Consider the following 14,728-nt stretch of genomic DNA (forward strand, 5'->3'; position numbering starts at 1 on the left):
ATGAGTGACGAACAAACCAATCTTGCGCAAGTCAAGGATCTGAGCGTCTCCTTCATGACCGACGCAGGATCCATCAAAGCCATCGACAAAATCAACTTCACCATCCCACGCAAAACCGTGGTAGGTGTGGTTGGCGAATCAGGTTCCGGAAAATCCGTGACCGCGCGTTCGATTATCAAGCTGTTGCCGGAGACGGCAACCACTTCCGGCGTGATTTATCTGTCGAACCGTGAAGGCAATGAGCAGCTTGACGTGCTGTCCCTTTCCGGAGAAGATCTGCGCCGTATGCGCGGATCGGAAGCGGCCATGGTGTTCCAGGAACCTAATTCGGTACTTAATCCGGTGTATACCATCGGATGGCAAATCGAAGAGGGACTTCGCGCTCACGGCATGAAAGACAAGAAGGAGCTTCGTGCCAAGTCCGTGGATATCCTCAAAAAAGTAGGTATTCCTGATGCCGAAACTCGAATTGACTACTATCCGCATCAGTTCTCAGGCGGCCAAAAACAGCGTATCGTCATCGCCATGGCGTTGGTGCTCAATCCAGGTCTGATTCTGGCTGATGAACCGACTACTGCACTCGACGTGACTGTGCAGGCCGAAATCCTTGACTTGTTGCGTCTTGCCCGCGACGAATTCGGCGCTTCCGTGCTGATTATTACTCATAATATGGGTGTGATCGCCGATATCGCCGATGAAGTGGTGGTCATGTATCGAGGTCATGTGGTCGAGCAGGGCAGCGTCGAACAGATCTTCTACTCGCCAAAAGACGATTACACCAAGCGGTTGCTCGCAGCTGTGCCGCGTATCGGGCAGAAACTGGTCGTTCGTGATGAGCAGGGCAAGGTGATTGAACGCAGCAAGGATTGGCATGACCAACCCATTGCCGTCGAGGCCAAGGGACTGACTATCACCTATCCGGGGCATTTGACGCAGCCTGATTTCAAGGCGGTCAATGGCATTGATTTCACTATTCGCCGTTCTGAAGTGCTGGGATTGGTCGGCGAATCCGGTTCAGGCAAATCCACTACTGGTCGTGCCATCGCGGGCTTGCAGAAGGTGTCCGGTGGCTCCCTGAATGTGTTGGGTGTAGAAATGAACGGTGTCAAGGAACGTCAGTTCAAACCCAAGCGTGCTGATATTGGCTTTGTGTTCCAAGACCCGGGTAGCTCATTCAATCCGCTGATGACAATCGCGGAGAATGTGGCAGAACCGCTGATTGTGCATAAAAAGTACTCGTCTGTGTCGGATGCGAGCGACTATGTGGGAGATCTGCTCGAAATGGTGCAGTTGCCGCGTGCGTATATGAACCGATTCCCGCACGAGCTTTCCGGCGGTCAGCGTCAGCGTGCCTCCTTGGCGCGAGCACTGGCGCTTAAGCCAAGCCTGCTTATCGCCGACGAGCCGACTTCTGCATTGGATGTGTCGGTACAGGCGAAGGTGTTGGAACTGTTCAAGAAACTGCAGGCGGAAATAGGTTTCGCATGCCTGTTCATCACCCATGATCTTGCTGTGGTCGATATGCTGGCCGATCGCATTATGGTGATGCATAAGGGTGAGATTGTGGAACATGGTGATGCCGATCAGGTTATGAATAACCCGCAGAATCCCTACACGCAGAAGTTGTTGGCATCGCTGCCGGTGCCTGATCCGCGTGAACAGCGAGAACATCGCGCCCAGCTGCACGAATTGCTCGCCAAAGGAATTTGATTCCGGAGTGAGTTTCGCGGCTTCCTGACATACACAAGAGCTGGTGTGACGGTTCATGATCGTCACACCAGCTCTTAGTTTATATATTCAATTGTGACTGTGTTCAGCGAATCGTGCCGTTGAAGGAGAACTGTGCGTGTGCGTCTCCGTTTGCCCTGTTCTTAAGGTACTCGCGCACGTAGCCCATGCGTTCCACTGTGGTGTCGGCTAAGGGCTGAGGCAGGTCGTCGGGGGAGAACCAGCCCACGTTGAGGCTTTCCTCGTCACCTACGAACGGTTCGGCATTGCCATTCGGATCTGGCTTGCACACGAACAGGTGATCCATGTACATGGTGTTGTCGCCGTTCGCATAGGTAAGCACCTTGCGTGAGGATTTCACCGACACCAAGTCGGTGACGATAACATCCACGCCCGTTTCTTCCTTGATCTCACGTGCCACCGTGTCGGCAGGTTCCTCGCCAGGCTCATTGATGCCATATACCATGGCCCATTCACCGGTATCGGAACGTCTGCCGAGCAGCACGCGACCCTGCTCGTCTTCGACATAGCCGGAGACGCCCATCAGCCACAGGAGATCATGACCGACTTTCTTGCGTAACTCGAGAATGAATTCAGGCGTTGGCATATCAGGCCTTTGCGCCTTCGGCAGCCATGTTGGCCATCCACTCTTCGACCTCATCTATCTGCTTCGGAATGCCGGCGGAAATCCATTCCGGACCATCCTCAGTCATCAGCACATCATCTTCAATGCGAATGCCGATGCCGCGATACTCCGGTGGAATCAACAGATCATCCTCACGGAAATACAGACCCGGCTCAATCGTGAAAATCATGCCAGGACGAATCGCAGCACCCTGATACGACTCATAACGTGCCTGGGCGCAATCATGCACATCCAAACCAAGATGATGGGCCACACCACAGGCGAGCCAACGGCGATGCTGCTGTCCTTCCGGAGAAAGCGACTCCTCGACATCGACCGGAAGAATGCCCCAATCATGCAAACGCTCGGCGATCACACGCATGCACGCATGATGAATGTCGGAATACGTGGCACCCGGCTTGGCGGCTTCGAAGCCTGCCTGCTGAGAATCCAAAACCGCCTGATACAGCTTCTTCTGGAAATCGGTGAACTTGCCGTTGGTCGGGAACGTGCGCGTGATATCGGCCGTATACAAGCTATTGACTTCCACGCCGGCATCAATCAGCAGCAGATCGCCGGACTCCACGGTACCGGTGTTACGCATCCAATGCAGAATCGGCGCATGAGCGCCGGAAGCGATGATTGTATCGTAGCCGACCTCATTGCCTTCCTCGCGGGAAATGGCATTGAACGCGCCTTCCAGCATACGTTCCGAACGAGGCTTGTCGAGCGATGACGGCAGCTTGCGTAGAATATTGTCGAAACCATGCTTGGTTGCGGCAACGGCCTTGCGCATCTCACGAATTTCATATTCGTCCTTGCACATGCGAGCCTCGGCGGCAAACTCATGAAGCTTGTCATCGGCATTGGTATTGCCATCCGGATCGGCGAAGCCGTTCGCCTCGCGAATATCCTCCACCATTTCGGTGATCTGCGGATCAGCCTCGCGAATCACACGCACACGCACGGCACCAGCCTCAGAACCGACATCCTTGCTCAATGCATCAGCCAGCTGTGCAATGTCATTGGTCTCAATACCGGTCATTGCAGTCATCTCCTGCAATCCGGCACGAGGTCCAACCCAATATTCTCCATAATGGGCATCCATGAAAAAGTCCTGCGTGTAATGGTTCGCACGCGGAGCCACAAACAATTCCGGCACATGCGTCTTGCCGGCTGCAGCCTCCGGAGAATCAGGATCAACCGGATTCAACACCAGCACTGCACCGGCCTCGTAGTCTTCACCCAAACCGGTGTAATACGAAAACGTCGTATCCGGACGGAACGCATAATCGCAGTCGTTGTTGCGCACCTTCGGCTGACCGGCCGGAATCACAATACGTTCTCCGGGAAAAGCCTTACCCAGCGTGTCAAGACGAGCTTGAATGTAATGGGAAGACTCCAACGGTTCAATAGTCGGCTCATTATCATCCCAACCGGTGGTCATGAACTCCTTGAACGCCTCGGAACGCGGGCGCAGCGAACGATTGTTCACACGGTCGCTCATCGCCTGATCAGGGCCAGGGGCGCTGGACTGCTCCATGGCTTCATACTCCTTGTCTTTATCGGTAATGACTTCGTTCATCACATCTCCTGAATATGGTTATCCATGCTTACGCAATTACCGCAAACCATCCTATAACCTTTTGTGCCGCGCAACGTTCATGCAAGCACATAGAATAAGGGAGATTGAGTGAGTAATTCCAAGGTAGGGGAGGAATTCGAAAGAATATGTCATTCGAACATCCGAATCGCAACAATGAAAGCATGATCGACGTCGAACGCGACATCATGAGCCGCCCATCAGAGCGCAATACCACCAATCTTGACCTGCAACGCATGAAGATGATCCTCGACATCATGGGACATCCCGAGCAGTCGTTCCGTGTGATTCACATCACCGGAACCAACGGCAAAGGGTCTACCGCACGCATGGCCGAGGCGATCTGCCGTGCCTACGGCATGCGAACCGGCTTGTACACGTCACCGCATCTTGAACATGTCAACGAGCGCATCGCCATCGACGGGCAGCAGCTCTCCGACGACGATTTCGTTGATACCTGGGATCAAATCAAGGACCTTGTAGCCATGGTCGACATGAAGATGGAAGAACTCGACAAGCCGAAAATGAGCTTCTTCGAAGTGCTCACCGCCATGGCCATCTGGAAGTTCGCCGACGCTCCGGTCGATGTGGCCATCGTTGAAGTTGGCATGGGCGGCCGCTGGGACGCCACCAATGTGCTTGATGCCGATGCGGCCATTATTGGACCGGTCGATATGGACCATATGGCATGGCTTGGCAATACCGTGGAACAGATCGCTTCCGAAAAGGTCGGCATTATCAAGCCTGGCTGCACTGCGGTCATCGGGCGTCAACCGCATGAAGAGGCCGTCATGCCGATCATTGAAGAAGCGGCGAAGCAGAACCATGCCAATCTGGTGAGGGACGGTATCGAAGCGGAAGTCGTGACCCGCATTCCGGCAGTCGGCGGTCAGGTTGTGACCTTGCGTACGCCGAATGGCACATACGCGGAAGTGCCGGTCGCCAAATTCGGCGAACATCAGGCGCATAATGCGCTCGCGGCCCTGTGTGCGGCGGAAGTGGTGATTCCCGTCAACGGTGCGCTCGATGGCGATCTTGTGGCCGAGGCGTTGAGCACGGTGAAGATTCCAGGCCGCATCGAGCAGATCCGTACGTCTCCCACCATTATTTTGGACGGCGGTCATAATGTGAATGCTGCGGAATCGTTGCGCGCCGCTATCGAGGAAAATTACGATTTCCAGCAGCTCGTTGGCGTGATCGCCATGATGGGAGACAAGCAGGTCGAAGAGTATTTGGGCGTGCTTGAACCGCTATTGAGCCATGTGATCGTTACGGAGAATTCGTGGCGTGATCGTGTGATGCCTGCGGAAGATCTGAAAAAGATTGCCGAGCGCGTGTTTGGGGCGGAAAGGGTTACGTGTGTTCCTGAACTGCCGGACGCCATTCAGGAGGCTGTTAATATGGTTGACGCCGATGATGAGCTTGGCGTTGGCTATGGTCACGGTGTGCTGATTTGCGGTAGCTTCACTACGGCTGGCGATGCGCGTCTCATGCTGGAAGAGAAAGTCAATCCCGATTTGAAGAAGCCGAAGTCGGAACGTGTCTTCCAGGAGGCTGTTGAGCCGGAGCCGCGTAAGGATCAGGACGAGGCGGATCTCGATTTCGAATCCGACGCCAATCCTGATTTCGATATCAACGATTTCGGCAGTGTCGGTCCTGATCTTGCTGAAAATGAAGATACTGACGTTTCCGAAGATGCTGCCGATACTGAACGTGCGGATGATGCATCTTCCGATGGCGTGCGGTAATCGCATATACGCATGTGAATGGTGCATCGTCGCTTGAGATCCTTGCAATCGGCGATGCATTCGTAAACAGTCCATAAGCAATACAAAAAGGATGCAGCGAACTGGTTTCGCGGCATCCTTCTTGTTATGATATTTGCACTATCTATTGTGCAGTGCGATCACTACTTGCGCAGTTTGCGACGCAGCGACTGCAGCAATGTGAGCGAACGGTAGAACGCTTTCTTGACTGGGATATCGCGACCTGCGGAAATCTGTACGATGTTCTCTGAGAATTTCGTTTTGAACCCATTCAGGCTCTTGAGCGAAGGGGCGAAATCGTTGCCGATGCCCATCAAATCAAGAACAGTGCAGCCCTGCTCTCCAAGCGCGCAGCATATAACGTAAATCAGCTTGTCAGGAACATGCTGGCTCATGATTTCCGTGCGCATGCACGCATAGTAATAGACCGCGTGATCGCCATTGATGGTGACGATGGACCATGCCACGACCTTGCCGTCGATACGTGCCGCGAATACGCGAGCATGATTAGGACCAAGATTGCTGATCATATCGACGTAGTCGCTCATCGGGGCGGGGGAGAAGCCATCACGGCGGGCGGTATCAACCATGACCTCGTAGTATTCGGAGAAATCAGCCATCGCCTGCGCGGTCTCATCGGCGCAAGCGGCAGGACTCTCCCTCAACGCCTTACGTACGTCGCGGCGGCCACGCTTCTTCATGCGTGCAAGAACCGCCTCATCACCACCGGTGATGTCCACATACACGGTCTCGTTGTAAGGAACGGTGGAAAGCACCGGGAACGAGCCTTCGAAATCCCATAAATCGATACGCAGGAACACAACGTTTTTATCGCGCTTGCGTACATCCTCAACAAGCAGGTCACGAACCTGCTTTTCCAGCTGTGCGGAAGGCTTGTCAAGCCAAGCCGGACCATGAACGGACCTCAAATAGTGGTAGCCATGGGTTTCGTAATCTATGAATGAGATGAATGCGATTGGGGCGTCGTCCTGCTTCACCACATACGCACCCCACGGCGTACGTCCGTCAATGGTGTTCTGATATTTGGCCCACACTGCGGTCTGTTCGATGGGCAGGGTAAGACCCGCCTGCACAGCCTGCTGCTCCATGGTGGCCGCGTCGGTGAATTCAAGAGTGATCATGATTGTTGGATTGTTCCTTATGGTTGGTGATTACTCGATGTTGGTCGGCTGTTGCCGCAGGTCAGGCAAGTTCAAAAATGCGTTCCACAATGTGGTCGTCGCCTTCGAAGGGAACATGCTTGCCGTGGTCTTTGAACCAGCGCTCGTTGCCTTTGCCGATGATGAGGATGATATGGAGGCGGTTGGGATTCTTGCGATCGATTGCTACGGTCGATTCCACTGCTTCCGTACGGTCGAGAATGATTCTCGCATCCAGATCAGGATTGGTGACACTGTCAAGCATGTCTTGGCAGACGCGTTCCACAGGCTCATCATCCGTGTCTTCGAAGGTGAGAATCAGATGGTCGATGCGATTCTGCGCGGCCCTGACGATTTCTGATCTGCGGTCATACGCTTTATTGCCTGCGGATCCAGTGACCAGCGTGACTTCAGGATCGTCCTTGCCGTAACGTTGGTCAACATAGTCGAGCAACGCCGTTACGGAAGCATAATTGTGCGCGTAATCGACAATGGCGATGGTATTCGATTTCGTATCGTGGAAATGCTCCATACGACCGGCGATACGTACCGGTTCCATATTGCGCAGCGCTTCCTTCGCGGCGGTTTCGTGGAAATCGAATCCAACGGCATGCGCAATGGCAATGGCCGCGGCGGCGTTCGCATAATTGAAATCGCCATCCAATTGCAGGCTGAGAGAGCCAATCTGTTCACCTTCCAGCGCAATGGCGAATCTACTATGGTCGGCGGATTTCGGCCACGCGGTCACATCTGCGGCCGATGCTTCGCCAAGAGCGAACGTGGCGACGGGAATATCGGCGATTGCAGCATCCTGACGAATAAGATCGGCGTGTGCGCATGCCGTGCCGAGAACCAGAGAACGGCAATTCTTTACGATCTGACGTTTGCAGTGGAAGTAATCCTCGAATGTCGGATGCTCAATGGGGCTGATATGGTCCGGGCTGATATTGAGGAATGCGGCGACGTCGAAGGTGAGTCCGAAAACACGGTCGACTTTGTACGCCTGCGACGAAACCTCCATGACCAGGTATTCCATGCCATTGTCAACAGCCTCGCGCATCATACGGAACGCATCCATGGATTCCGGAGTGGTCAGGTCGGATTCGACATAGGTATGTCCGTCAAGGCAATTGTCGACGGAGGAGAATAGTGCGCATTTTCCTCCGGAGCAGCCGTTGAGCATGGCCTGGGTGAGATAGGCGGTGGTGGTTTTCCCCTTGGTACCGGTAATGCCGACGACTTTCAGTTGATTCTGCGGATGGCCGTAGAACGCGGCGGACAGTAGGCTCATGGCCTTGCGTGCGTCGTTCACAATGAGTCCAGGGGCCGTCGTTGTTGCGGAGAAGTCGTTTTCCGCAACGTATGCGGCAAGACCACGATCATCGATGCCATTGAGATATTCCGCTTTGAAACGGCCTTTGCAGCACAGGAGTGTGCCAGATACGACCTGCCTGGTGTCGTAGGTGATTGAACCGAACGGCTTGTCGAATCCGTTGATGGTCTGCACGTCAAGCGTCCAGGCGTCTCCTTGGATGATTTCGCGCAGCAATCCGTACTCGCTGAGCAGACGCGCTGCAGATGCCAGAGTCAAAGCCATATTTCGTGTTCTCCCTGTTCTTCGGATACCGAACAGCCATTCTACCGTCAGCTATGTGCATGGCATGTGGAAGTCGATGTGATTACAATGAAGCTGTGACTGAAGTACGAACGGAAACCATGGCAAGCAAAAGGGCGCGTTTTGAAAAACTTGCCATGCCTGTGGTTGATGCGTTGTACCGGCAGGCGATGAAGCTGACCAACGATCCCGACGACGCCCAAGATTTGGTGCAGGATACTTTCGAACGAGGATTCAAGGCATTCGACTCCTTCCAAGAGGGAACGAACTTCGCCGCATGGATGACGACCATCGAGCGCAACGCCTACTTCAATCAATACGCCAAAGCCAAGCGCAGACCGCAGCGGGCCAACGATTCCACCGGCGAATACGACGATTGGGACATCTATTCGGCTTCTGGGCATTCACCGGAAGAGCTTAAATCAGCGGAACAGGAATATTTGGACGCTTACGCGCCTGAAGAAATCATGGCGGCGCTCGCCAAGCTTTCGCCGGAACGCCGTCAGGTGTTCATCGACGCTGCGATCGACGGCAAGTCATACCAGCAGGTAGCTGACGAGCAGGGTGTGAAAATCGGTACGGTGATGAGCCGTCTCAATCGCGCGCGCACGCAGTTGAAACGAGAACTTGCCAACTATGCGAAGGAGCGTGGCTATGCCACGGCGGGGAAGGGCAGAGCATGAGTGAATCGATCGAACGGCATATCACCACTGTCACCACCAGCGAGGATGGCACTGTTGTGACCCGGGTTACGCATACCAGCGTGCGCGTTAGCGCCTCCGGTGATTGTTTCGACCCCGAACGTTGCTGCGACGAGCATGAAAGGGCATTGATCGCGGCCATGCGCGCGTATCTGCGTCCGCAGCATGCCCCGCAGAGTCTGATTGACCGTCTTGAAGCCACACTCGACCATTGCTGTGGCGAGTGAGCTTGTGCATGCCGTTTGACAGTGGCATTGGTATCGGCAGTGGCAGTTGGCACGACGGACTTGTGACAGACTGAAGGGAGATATGAGAAAACCCCGCGAATCAATGGTGATTCGGCGGGGTTTTCAATGTTCTGTAGCGTTATTCACGCTGGCAGGGATCAGGCGTTTGGACGCTTGCCGTGATTGGCGGCCTTCTTACGACGATCCTTGCGCTTACGTCCGCGCATGCCCATGATGGACTCCTTTACTTACGATTAACAAGCCTTCGGGATTATCGCACACAAGCAAGACGTTTGACAAATCCTGTGTTCGATACATGACCATTTCGGCTTATCCGTGGACCTTGATGTGAACGAAGTCGGTTGATTCAGACGATCAGATCACTCGGCCATACCGAGGAACAGCGACGTGCTGGTGGTTTCGCCCGGCTTGATCACAATCAGGTCGTTACCCGTGTTGAACGCGTTGGCATAAGCGGTCTGCGGTTCCACTGCAACGCCGGCGGGATGCTGGGATGCGGGGAACTTCGTGCCTGTGCACACCTGGAACGAAGTAATGGTTTCATCGCCGCCAACACGGACCTTCTTGCCGTCGGCACGGGTGAACACTGCCGTGATGGAACCGTCTTCGGCATGCTCCAGATCGGTCCATGCATCGTCGAACGGCTGCTCGGTAAGCAGAGTGTCTTCGCGCAGATCGTATTTGGTGCCGTCAACCGGCTCGGTGCCGGTCGGAATGAGGTTCTCGTCTACGGTGACGTGCGTTCGAGCCGGCAGCGTGAGGCTGCATTTGGCGTTGTGCTCGTCGATCTCGTCTCCATAGCCGTTAAGGCTGTTGGCAAGCCACGGGTGAATGGCCAAAGCCCACGGCGCGTTTGCGTTGCCATTGTTGTAGGCGCTGACGGTCAAGTGCATGCCGTCATCGGCGAGGCTGTAGGTGGCGGTGACATACAGGTCAAACGGGTAGCCGACCATGTTGGGGGAGCGCCAGGCGAGGGTGACTGCGTCTTCGGCAAGCGAGATCAGCTTCCAGAACGAGCGGTAGCCGTAGCCGTGGATGGCGGTGTTGCGGTCATGCTCGTCGATTGGCAGCGAATAGGTTTTACCTTCGAACGTGTACTCGCCGCCCTTGATACGGTTCGGGAACGGAATGAGGATCTGGCCGTGGCAGCAGGTTACCAGATCATCAGGGCCAAGGGCGACGGTCAGATCCTCGCCCTTATAGGTCAGTTTGCGCATAGTTGCGCCAAGTTCGGTGATGACGGCTTCATAGTCGCCATGGGAGATGGAGAATTGCTGTCCGGTGCGGGCAGGCAGATTGATGCAGGTCATAGTCACTCCATAGTGCCGTTGGATAGGTTCCGGTAACGGTATTGTTACCACCAACACCACAGTCTAACTGTTTTACGTCGTATGGCGATGCAGTTTCTTCGGCGTGCCGTTCATGTCTTAGTATTGATGAGGTTTTCACGAAGTGACGAAAGGCGGCCATCATGACCAAACGCATCGTACTGGCGGATCCCCGTGGCTTTTGTGCGGGCGTAGACAGGGCGATTCTGACTGTGCAGACGATTCTCAAGGCTGCCAATCCATCTCGGAATGACGATCTGCCGCCGGTGTATGTTCGTCGTCAGATTGTGCACAACAAGCATGTCGTCGAAGAATTGTCGGCTCAAGGTGCAGTATTCGTGCAGGAATTGGCTGAGATTCCCGATTCCGCGGCTTCCGCAGGAATTCCGATTGTCTTCTCTGCGCACGGCGTGTCTCCTGCAGTGAAGGCTGAGGCCGCGGCTCGGGGCATGCATATTGTTGATGCCACATGCCCTTTGGTGAGCAAGGTGCATCGTGAGGTGTTGCGTTTCGTCAAAGAAGGATACGAAATCATCTACATCGGGCATAAGGGTCATGATGAGGCTGTTGGCGTGGTCGGCGAATCTCCGGAACATGTGCATCTGATTGAGCATGAGTCGGATGTTGATTCGCTGAATTTTTCTTCGGACACGAAGTTGGTGCTGCTTTCGCAGACCACGCTGAGCGTGGATGAGACGGCAGGCACTATCACCGCGTTGAAAGAGCGGTTCCCATGGCTTGAGATGCCTCCGAATTCCGATATCTGCTATGCCACGTCGAATCGTCAGGCCGCGGTCAAACTCGTTGCCGAGCAGTCGGATTGCGTGGTGATCGTCGGTTCGGCGAATTCGTCGAATTCTGTACGCTTGATGGAGGTTGCGCAGGAGGGACTGAACACGCGTTTTGACGGTGTACTTGATGGTGCTTGCGGAAAGGCCTACCGCGTGGATGATGCGTCCGAGCTTGATCCCGCATGGTTCGAGGGGGTTGAATCCGTGGGAATCTCGTCGGGCGCATCTGTACCTGACGAATTGGTGTCAGGCGTGATCGAATCGCTGCAAAGTCAAGGTTTCAATGATGTGACCACCATTGAAACCATCAAGGAAAACATGCATTTCGTGCTTCCCAGTGAACTTCGCAAGAAACCGGTCTGCTGATTGGACCTTACGATCGTCGAGTACTTTACCAAGTGCCGATAGGCGCGGCTACGCCGTCAAGCACTTTGAGTAGATCGTTGGGATTGACACCGATTGAGAAGCCGCGTTTGCCTCCCGACAGCAGTATTTCGCTATATTGCAAAGCGCTTTCGTCGAGCACGGTTTTGTGATGTGTGCGTTGGCCGAGCGGTGAGATGCCTCCAACCACATATCCGGATTCGCGCATGGCGACCTTTGGGTCGGCCATGGCGGCTTTTTTGGCTCCGACCGCTGCGGCCAGCGCCTTCAGATCCATGTGTCCGCTTACTGGAACTACGCCTACTACGCGTTCGGAGCCGGTATCGGCCATAAGCGTTTTGAATACCTGATGCTCGTCAAAGCCTAGTTTGGTGGCGGCCTCGACCCCATAGCCGTCATCCATATGGTCGTTTGAATGTGCATATTCGTAAGTCTTGAATGGGATTCCCGCTTGTTCGAGTTGCACTGTTGCCGGTGTTGAACCGGCTCCCTTCTCATGCTTTTTCTTGCCCATGTTGCTCTACTCTAAAACGTATTTGTATCGGTACGTATTTGCGTCGGTTAACAAAAGGGCTTCCGCCGTGAAGCGAAAGCCCTTACACTAAGTTCTACTTAGAATCGTGCGGATTGTTCCGCTATTGATTCACTCGGAGATCTCGGCGAAGTACAGCAGGGTGCGCACCATGTTGCAGGTGAAGCCGTACTCGTTGTCGTACCAAGAAACGGTACGAGCCATGGTCACGCCGTCAACGGTGTTGACGTCGGTCTGGGTCGGATCGAACACGCCACCGTGGGTGTCGCCGATGATGTCGGAAGATACGATGCCATCCTCGTTGTAGCCGTAGAAGTCGGTGGAGGAGAAGGCGGCCTTGAATGCGGCGTTGATCTCGTCAGCGGTGACTTCCTTGTTCAGGACGGTGGTCAGCTCGGTGACGGAGCCATCCGGAACCTGGATACGCTGGGCGTGGCCCTGCAGCTTGCCGTTCACGGACGGAACGACCTTGCCGATGGCCTTGGCAGCACCGGTGGAGTGAGGAATGGTGTTGATTGCGGCGGCGCGGTTGTTGCGAGCCTTCGGGAAGCGCGGGCCGTCAAGGATCATCTGGGTGCCGGTGTAGGCGTGGATGGTGGTCATGAAGCCAGCCTTGATGCCCCAGTTCTCGTCCAGCAGCTTGACCATAGCGGCCATGGAGTTGGTGGTGCAGGAGCCGGCGGACACGATCACGTCAGAAGCCTTCAGGATGTCTTGGTTCACACCGAAGACGACGGTCGGGGTGGTCTCGTCCTTTGCCGGAGCGGAGATCAGGACCTTCTTGGCGCCAGCGTTGATGTGAGCCTGGGACTTCTCAGCGGAGGTGTAGAAGCCGGTGCACTCGAGCACGAACTCAACGCCATCGTTCTTGACCCACGGGATGTTGTTGGCATCCTTCTCGGCGTAAACCTTGTATTCCTTGCCATCAACCACGATGGAGTCTTCGGTGGAGGTGACCTCAACCGGGGTGCCATCGTCATGACGGAAGGTGCCGTGGGTGCTGTCGTACTTCAGCAGGTAGGCCAGCATGGACGGGGTGGTCAGATCGTTGATTGCAGCGACCTCAATGTCACCGGCCTGGCCGCCACGAGCCTGCAGCTCGAAGATGCGGCGGAAAGCCAGACGACCGATACGACCAAAGCCGTTGATACCAATCTTAACTGTCATGTAATTCTCCCTTTAGGGTAGGCCACACGTGTGCTGGGCACACAGAAGCCATTGTTTACCAACGTCACCCACTTTAGTGCGTCACCTGTACTTAAGGCAACGCATTCGCGCGTGTGTTTCAGAAAACGTCGTATTTTCTGTGAGCGCTCACGCTGCATGTGGTTTCAGGCCGCATTCGACAAGCGCAGACGAGATTTGGGTGTCCAATGGGCCGAGATCGCCCTTGAACGCATGATGCCAGGAGACCTGCGGCAGAGGAGCCTCGGCTGGGAATGTCACGATGAGCGTGCCCTGGGTAACCCCGACATGCGCGGGCAGGCCATGCCGGAACTCGTTACTGACTCCGTTGACCTTGGTGCTGGTCATGAGCACGTCGTTTATCTCGTATTTCAATCCTTTTTCGCAAACGCCGACGGAAGTGTCGGAATGCGAGAAGACGGAGATCATGCGACCCGGTTTGACATCGTTTGCTGCGAAGTCGAGATCTCCATCGCATATCGCCGTCACAATGGAATCATTGCCATGCAGAAAACCGATGGCGCCATGATTGGCGAGCAATGCCATCAATTGGATGTTGGATATCGTATGGTCGATTCGTCCTCCGAGCGCACCGTAGATATGGAAAAGCCTTGCACCGTGAAACCATCCGATTTTGAGGGCGGATAGCAGATCCGGATCGTCTTTTTCCGGTGGCAGCTCGACGGTGCGCTCGTCTGGTGTGGGGCGTTTGCCTGTGATCGAATCGAAATCACCTACTACCACGTCGGGCGTTACGTCAAGGGTGCGGGCATGATCGAGCCCGCCGTCCGCGGCGATGACGAACGAGTCCGCCGGAACTATTGGTATTTCTCCGTAATATTCACCTGCCGCGAAAATCACGCAAGTATTGGAATTATTTGTCATACAAGGTCAGTGTAGTATGCGGATCGGCGTAGCTGTAAGGTGCGTTTTAGCTGGGCTTGCAAATACGACACGCGGTGGTCGTGGTGTGTGGTATTATCTACAAGGCTTGAGAAATCAAGAAAGCGGGATATACCCACCTGGAAGCCTTTCAGGGCCTCGGGTTCAGGCTTAATGCCT

The 14,728-nt window shown here is 54.8% G+C and carries 14 protein-coding genes; 5 read left to right on the plus strand and 9 right to left on the minus strand.

The features are described 5' to 3' along the window. The gene (locus tag WMO36_RS06125) at positions 1-1,710 is read left to right on the plus strand and encodes a dipeptide ABC transporter ATP-binding protein (RefSeq protein WP_099571318.1); all 1,710 of its coding nucleotides are present in this window, start codon (positions 1-3) and stop codon (positions 1,708-1,710) included. A 103-nt stretch (positions 1,711-1,813) separates the two neighbouring features. On the opposite strand, the gene WMO36_RS06130 is transcribed toward WMO36_RS06125, so the two are convergent. Next, positions 1,814-2,335, minus strand: coding sequence for an NUDIX hydrolase (locus tag WMO36_RS06130; protein WP_144090226.1), 522 nt, complete (start codon positions 2,333-2,335; stop codon positions 1,814-1,816). 1 nt (position 2,336) lies between these two features. Next, on the minus strand, positions 2,337-3,938 hold the full coding sequence (locus WMO36_RS06135; RefSeq protein WP_099571316.1) for an aminopeptidase P family protein: 1,602 nt from the start codon (positions 3,936-3,938) through the stop codon (positions 2,337-2,339). 146 nt (positions 3,939-4,084) lie between these two features. Between WMO36_RS06135 and WMO36_RS06140 the strand changes: the two genes are divergently transcribed. Continuing rightward, the gene (locus WMO36_RS06140) at positions 4,085-5,704 is read left to right on the plus strand and encodes a bifunctional folylpolyglutamate synthase/dihydrofolate synthase (protein ID WP_236824323.1); all 1,620 of its coding nucleotides are present in this window, start codon (positions 4,085-4,087) and stop codon (positions 5,702-5,704) included. A gap of 161 nt (positions 5,705-5,865) precedes the next feature. On the opposite strand, the gene WMO36_RS06145 is transcribed toward WMO36_RS06140, so the two are convergent. Beyond that, entirely contained in the window at positions 5,866-6,864 is a 999-nt protein-coding gene (locus WMO36_RS06145) for a lipid II:glycine glycyltransferase FemX (RefSeq protein ID WP_349077158.1), read from the minus strand. A 61-nt stretch (positions 6,865-6,925) separates the two neighbouring features. Further along, positions 6,926-8,479: a UDP-N-acetylmuramoyl-L-alanyl-D-glutamate--2,6-diaminopimelate ligase gene (locus WMO36_RS06150; RefSeq protein ID WP_099571314.1), complete on the minus strand. Its 1,554-nt coding sequence runs from the start codon at positions 8,477-8,479 to the stop codon at positions 6,926-6,928. A 59-nt stretch (positions 8,480-8,538) separates the two neighbouring features. Between WMO36_RS06150 and WMO36_RS06155 the strand changes: the two genes are divergently transcribed. Together WMO36_RS06155 and WMO36_RS06160 are read left to right on the plus strand one after the other, a co-directional pair. Then, positions 8,539-9,180, plus strand: coding sequence for a sigma-70 family RNA polymerase sigma factor (locus tag WMO36_RS06155; RefSeq protein WP_081995949.1), 642 nt, complete (start codon positions 8,539-8,541; stop codon positions 9,178-9,180). Next, on the plus strand, positions 9,177-9,425 hold the full coding sequence (locus WMO36_RS06160; RefSeq protein ID WP_039198904.1) for a hypothetical protein: 249 nt from the start codon (positions 9,177-9,179) through the stop codon (positions 9,423-9,425). Before WMO36_RS06155 ends, WMO36_RS06160 begins: the two co-directional genes overlap by 4 nt. 158 nt (positions 9,426-9,583) lie before the next feature. On the opposite strand, the gene WMO36_RS08365 is transcribed toward WMO36_RS06160, so the two are convergent. Both WMO36_RS08365 and WMO36_RS06165 read right to left on the minus strand, forming a co-directional pair. Continuing rightward, positions 9,584-9,658 carry a 50S ribosomal protein bL37 gene (locus tag WMO36_RS08365; RefSeq protein ID WP_003817083.1) on the minus strand — a complete coding sequence of 25 codons (75 nt, stop codon included), beginning with the start codon at positions 9,656-9,658 and terminating at the stop codon, positions 9,584-9,586. A 147-nt stretch (positions 9,659-9,805) separates the two neighbouring features. Beyond that, entirely contained in the window at positions 9,806-10,756 is a 951-nt protein-coding gene (locus tag WMO36_RS06165) for an aldose 1-epimerase family protein (RefSeq protein WP_144164763.1), read from the minus strand. A 161-nt stretch (positions 10,757-10,917) separates the two neighbouring features. On the opposite strand from WMO36_RS06165, the gene WMO36_RS06170 reads away from it, so the two are divergent. Further along, positions 10,918-11,931, plus strand: coding sequence for a 4-hydroxy-3-methylbut-2-enyl diphosphate reductase (locus tag WMO36_RS06170; protein ID WP_144090223.1), 1,014 nt, complete (start codon positions 10,918-10,920; stop codon positions 11,929-11,931). Positions 11,932-11,956: 25 nt separating this feature from the next. Here WMO36_RS06170 and ybaK read toward each other — a convergent pair whose 3' ends face one another. The 3 genes from ybaK to WMO36_RS06185 form a co-directional block, all read right to left on the minus strand. Beyond that, positions 11,957-12,463 carry a Cys-tRNA(Pro) deacylase gene (gene ybaK / locus WMO36_RS06175; RefSeq protein WP_099571311.1) on the minus strand — a complete coding sequence of 169 codons (507 nt, stop codon included), beginning with the start codon at positions 12,461-12,463 and terminating at the stop codon, positions 11,957-11,959. 129 nt (positions 12,464-12,592) lie between these two features. Next, positions 12,593-13,648, minus strand: coding sequence for a type I glyceraldehyde-3-phosphate dehydrogenase (gap, locus tag WMO36_RS06180; RefSeq protein ID WP_099571310.1), 1,056 nt, complete (start codon positions 13,646-13,648; stop codon positions 12,593-12,595). A gap of 147 nt (positions 13,649-13,795) precedes the next feature. Then, positions 13,796-14,551 carry a thiamine diphosphokinase gene (locus WMO36_RS06185; RefSeq protein WP_144164769.1) on the minus strand — a complete coding sequence of 252 codons (756 nt, stop codon included), beginning with the start codon at positions 14,549-14,551 and terminating at the stop codon, positions 13,796-13,798. Positions 14,552-14,728: the final 177 nt, after the last annotated feature.

This window comes from Bifidobacterium hominis, assembly GCF_040095915.1.
GTDB classification, from domain to species: domain Bacteria; phylum Actinomycetota; class Actinomycetes; order Actinomycetales; family Bifidobacteriaceae; genus Bifidobacterium; species Bifidobacterium hominis.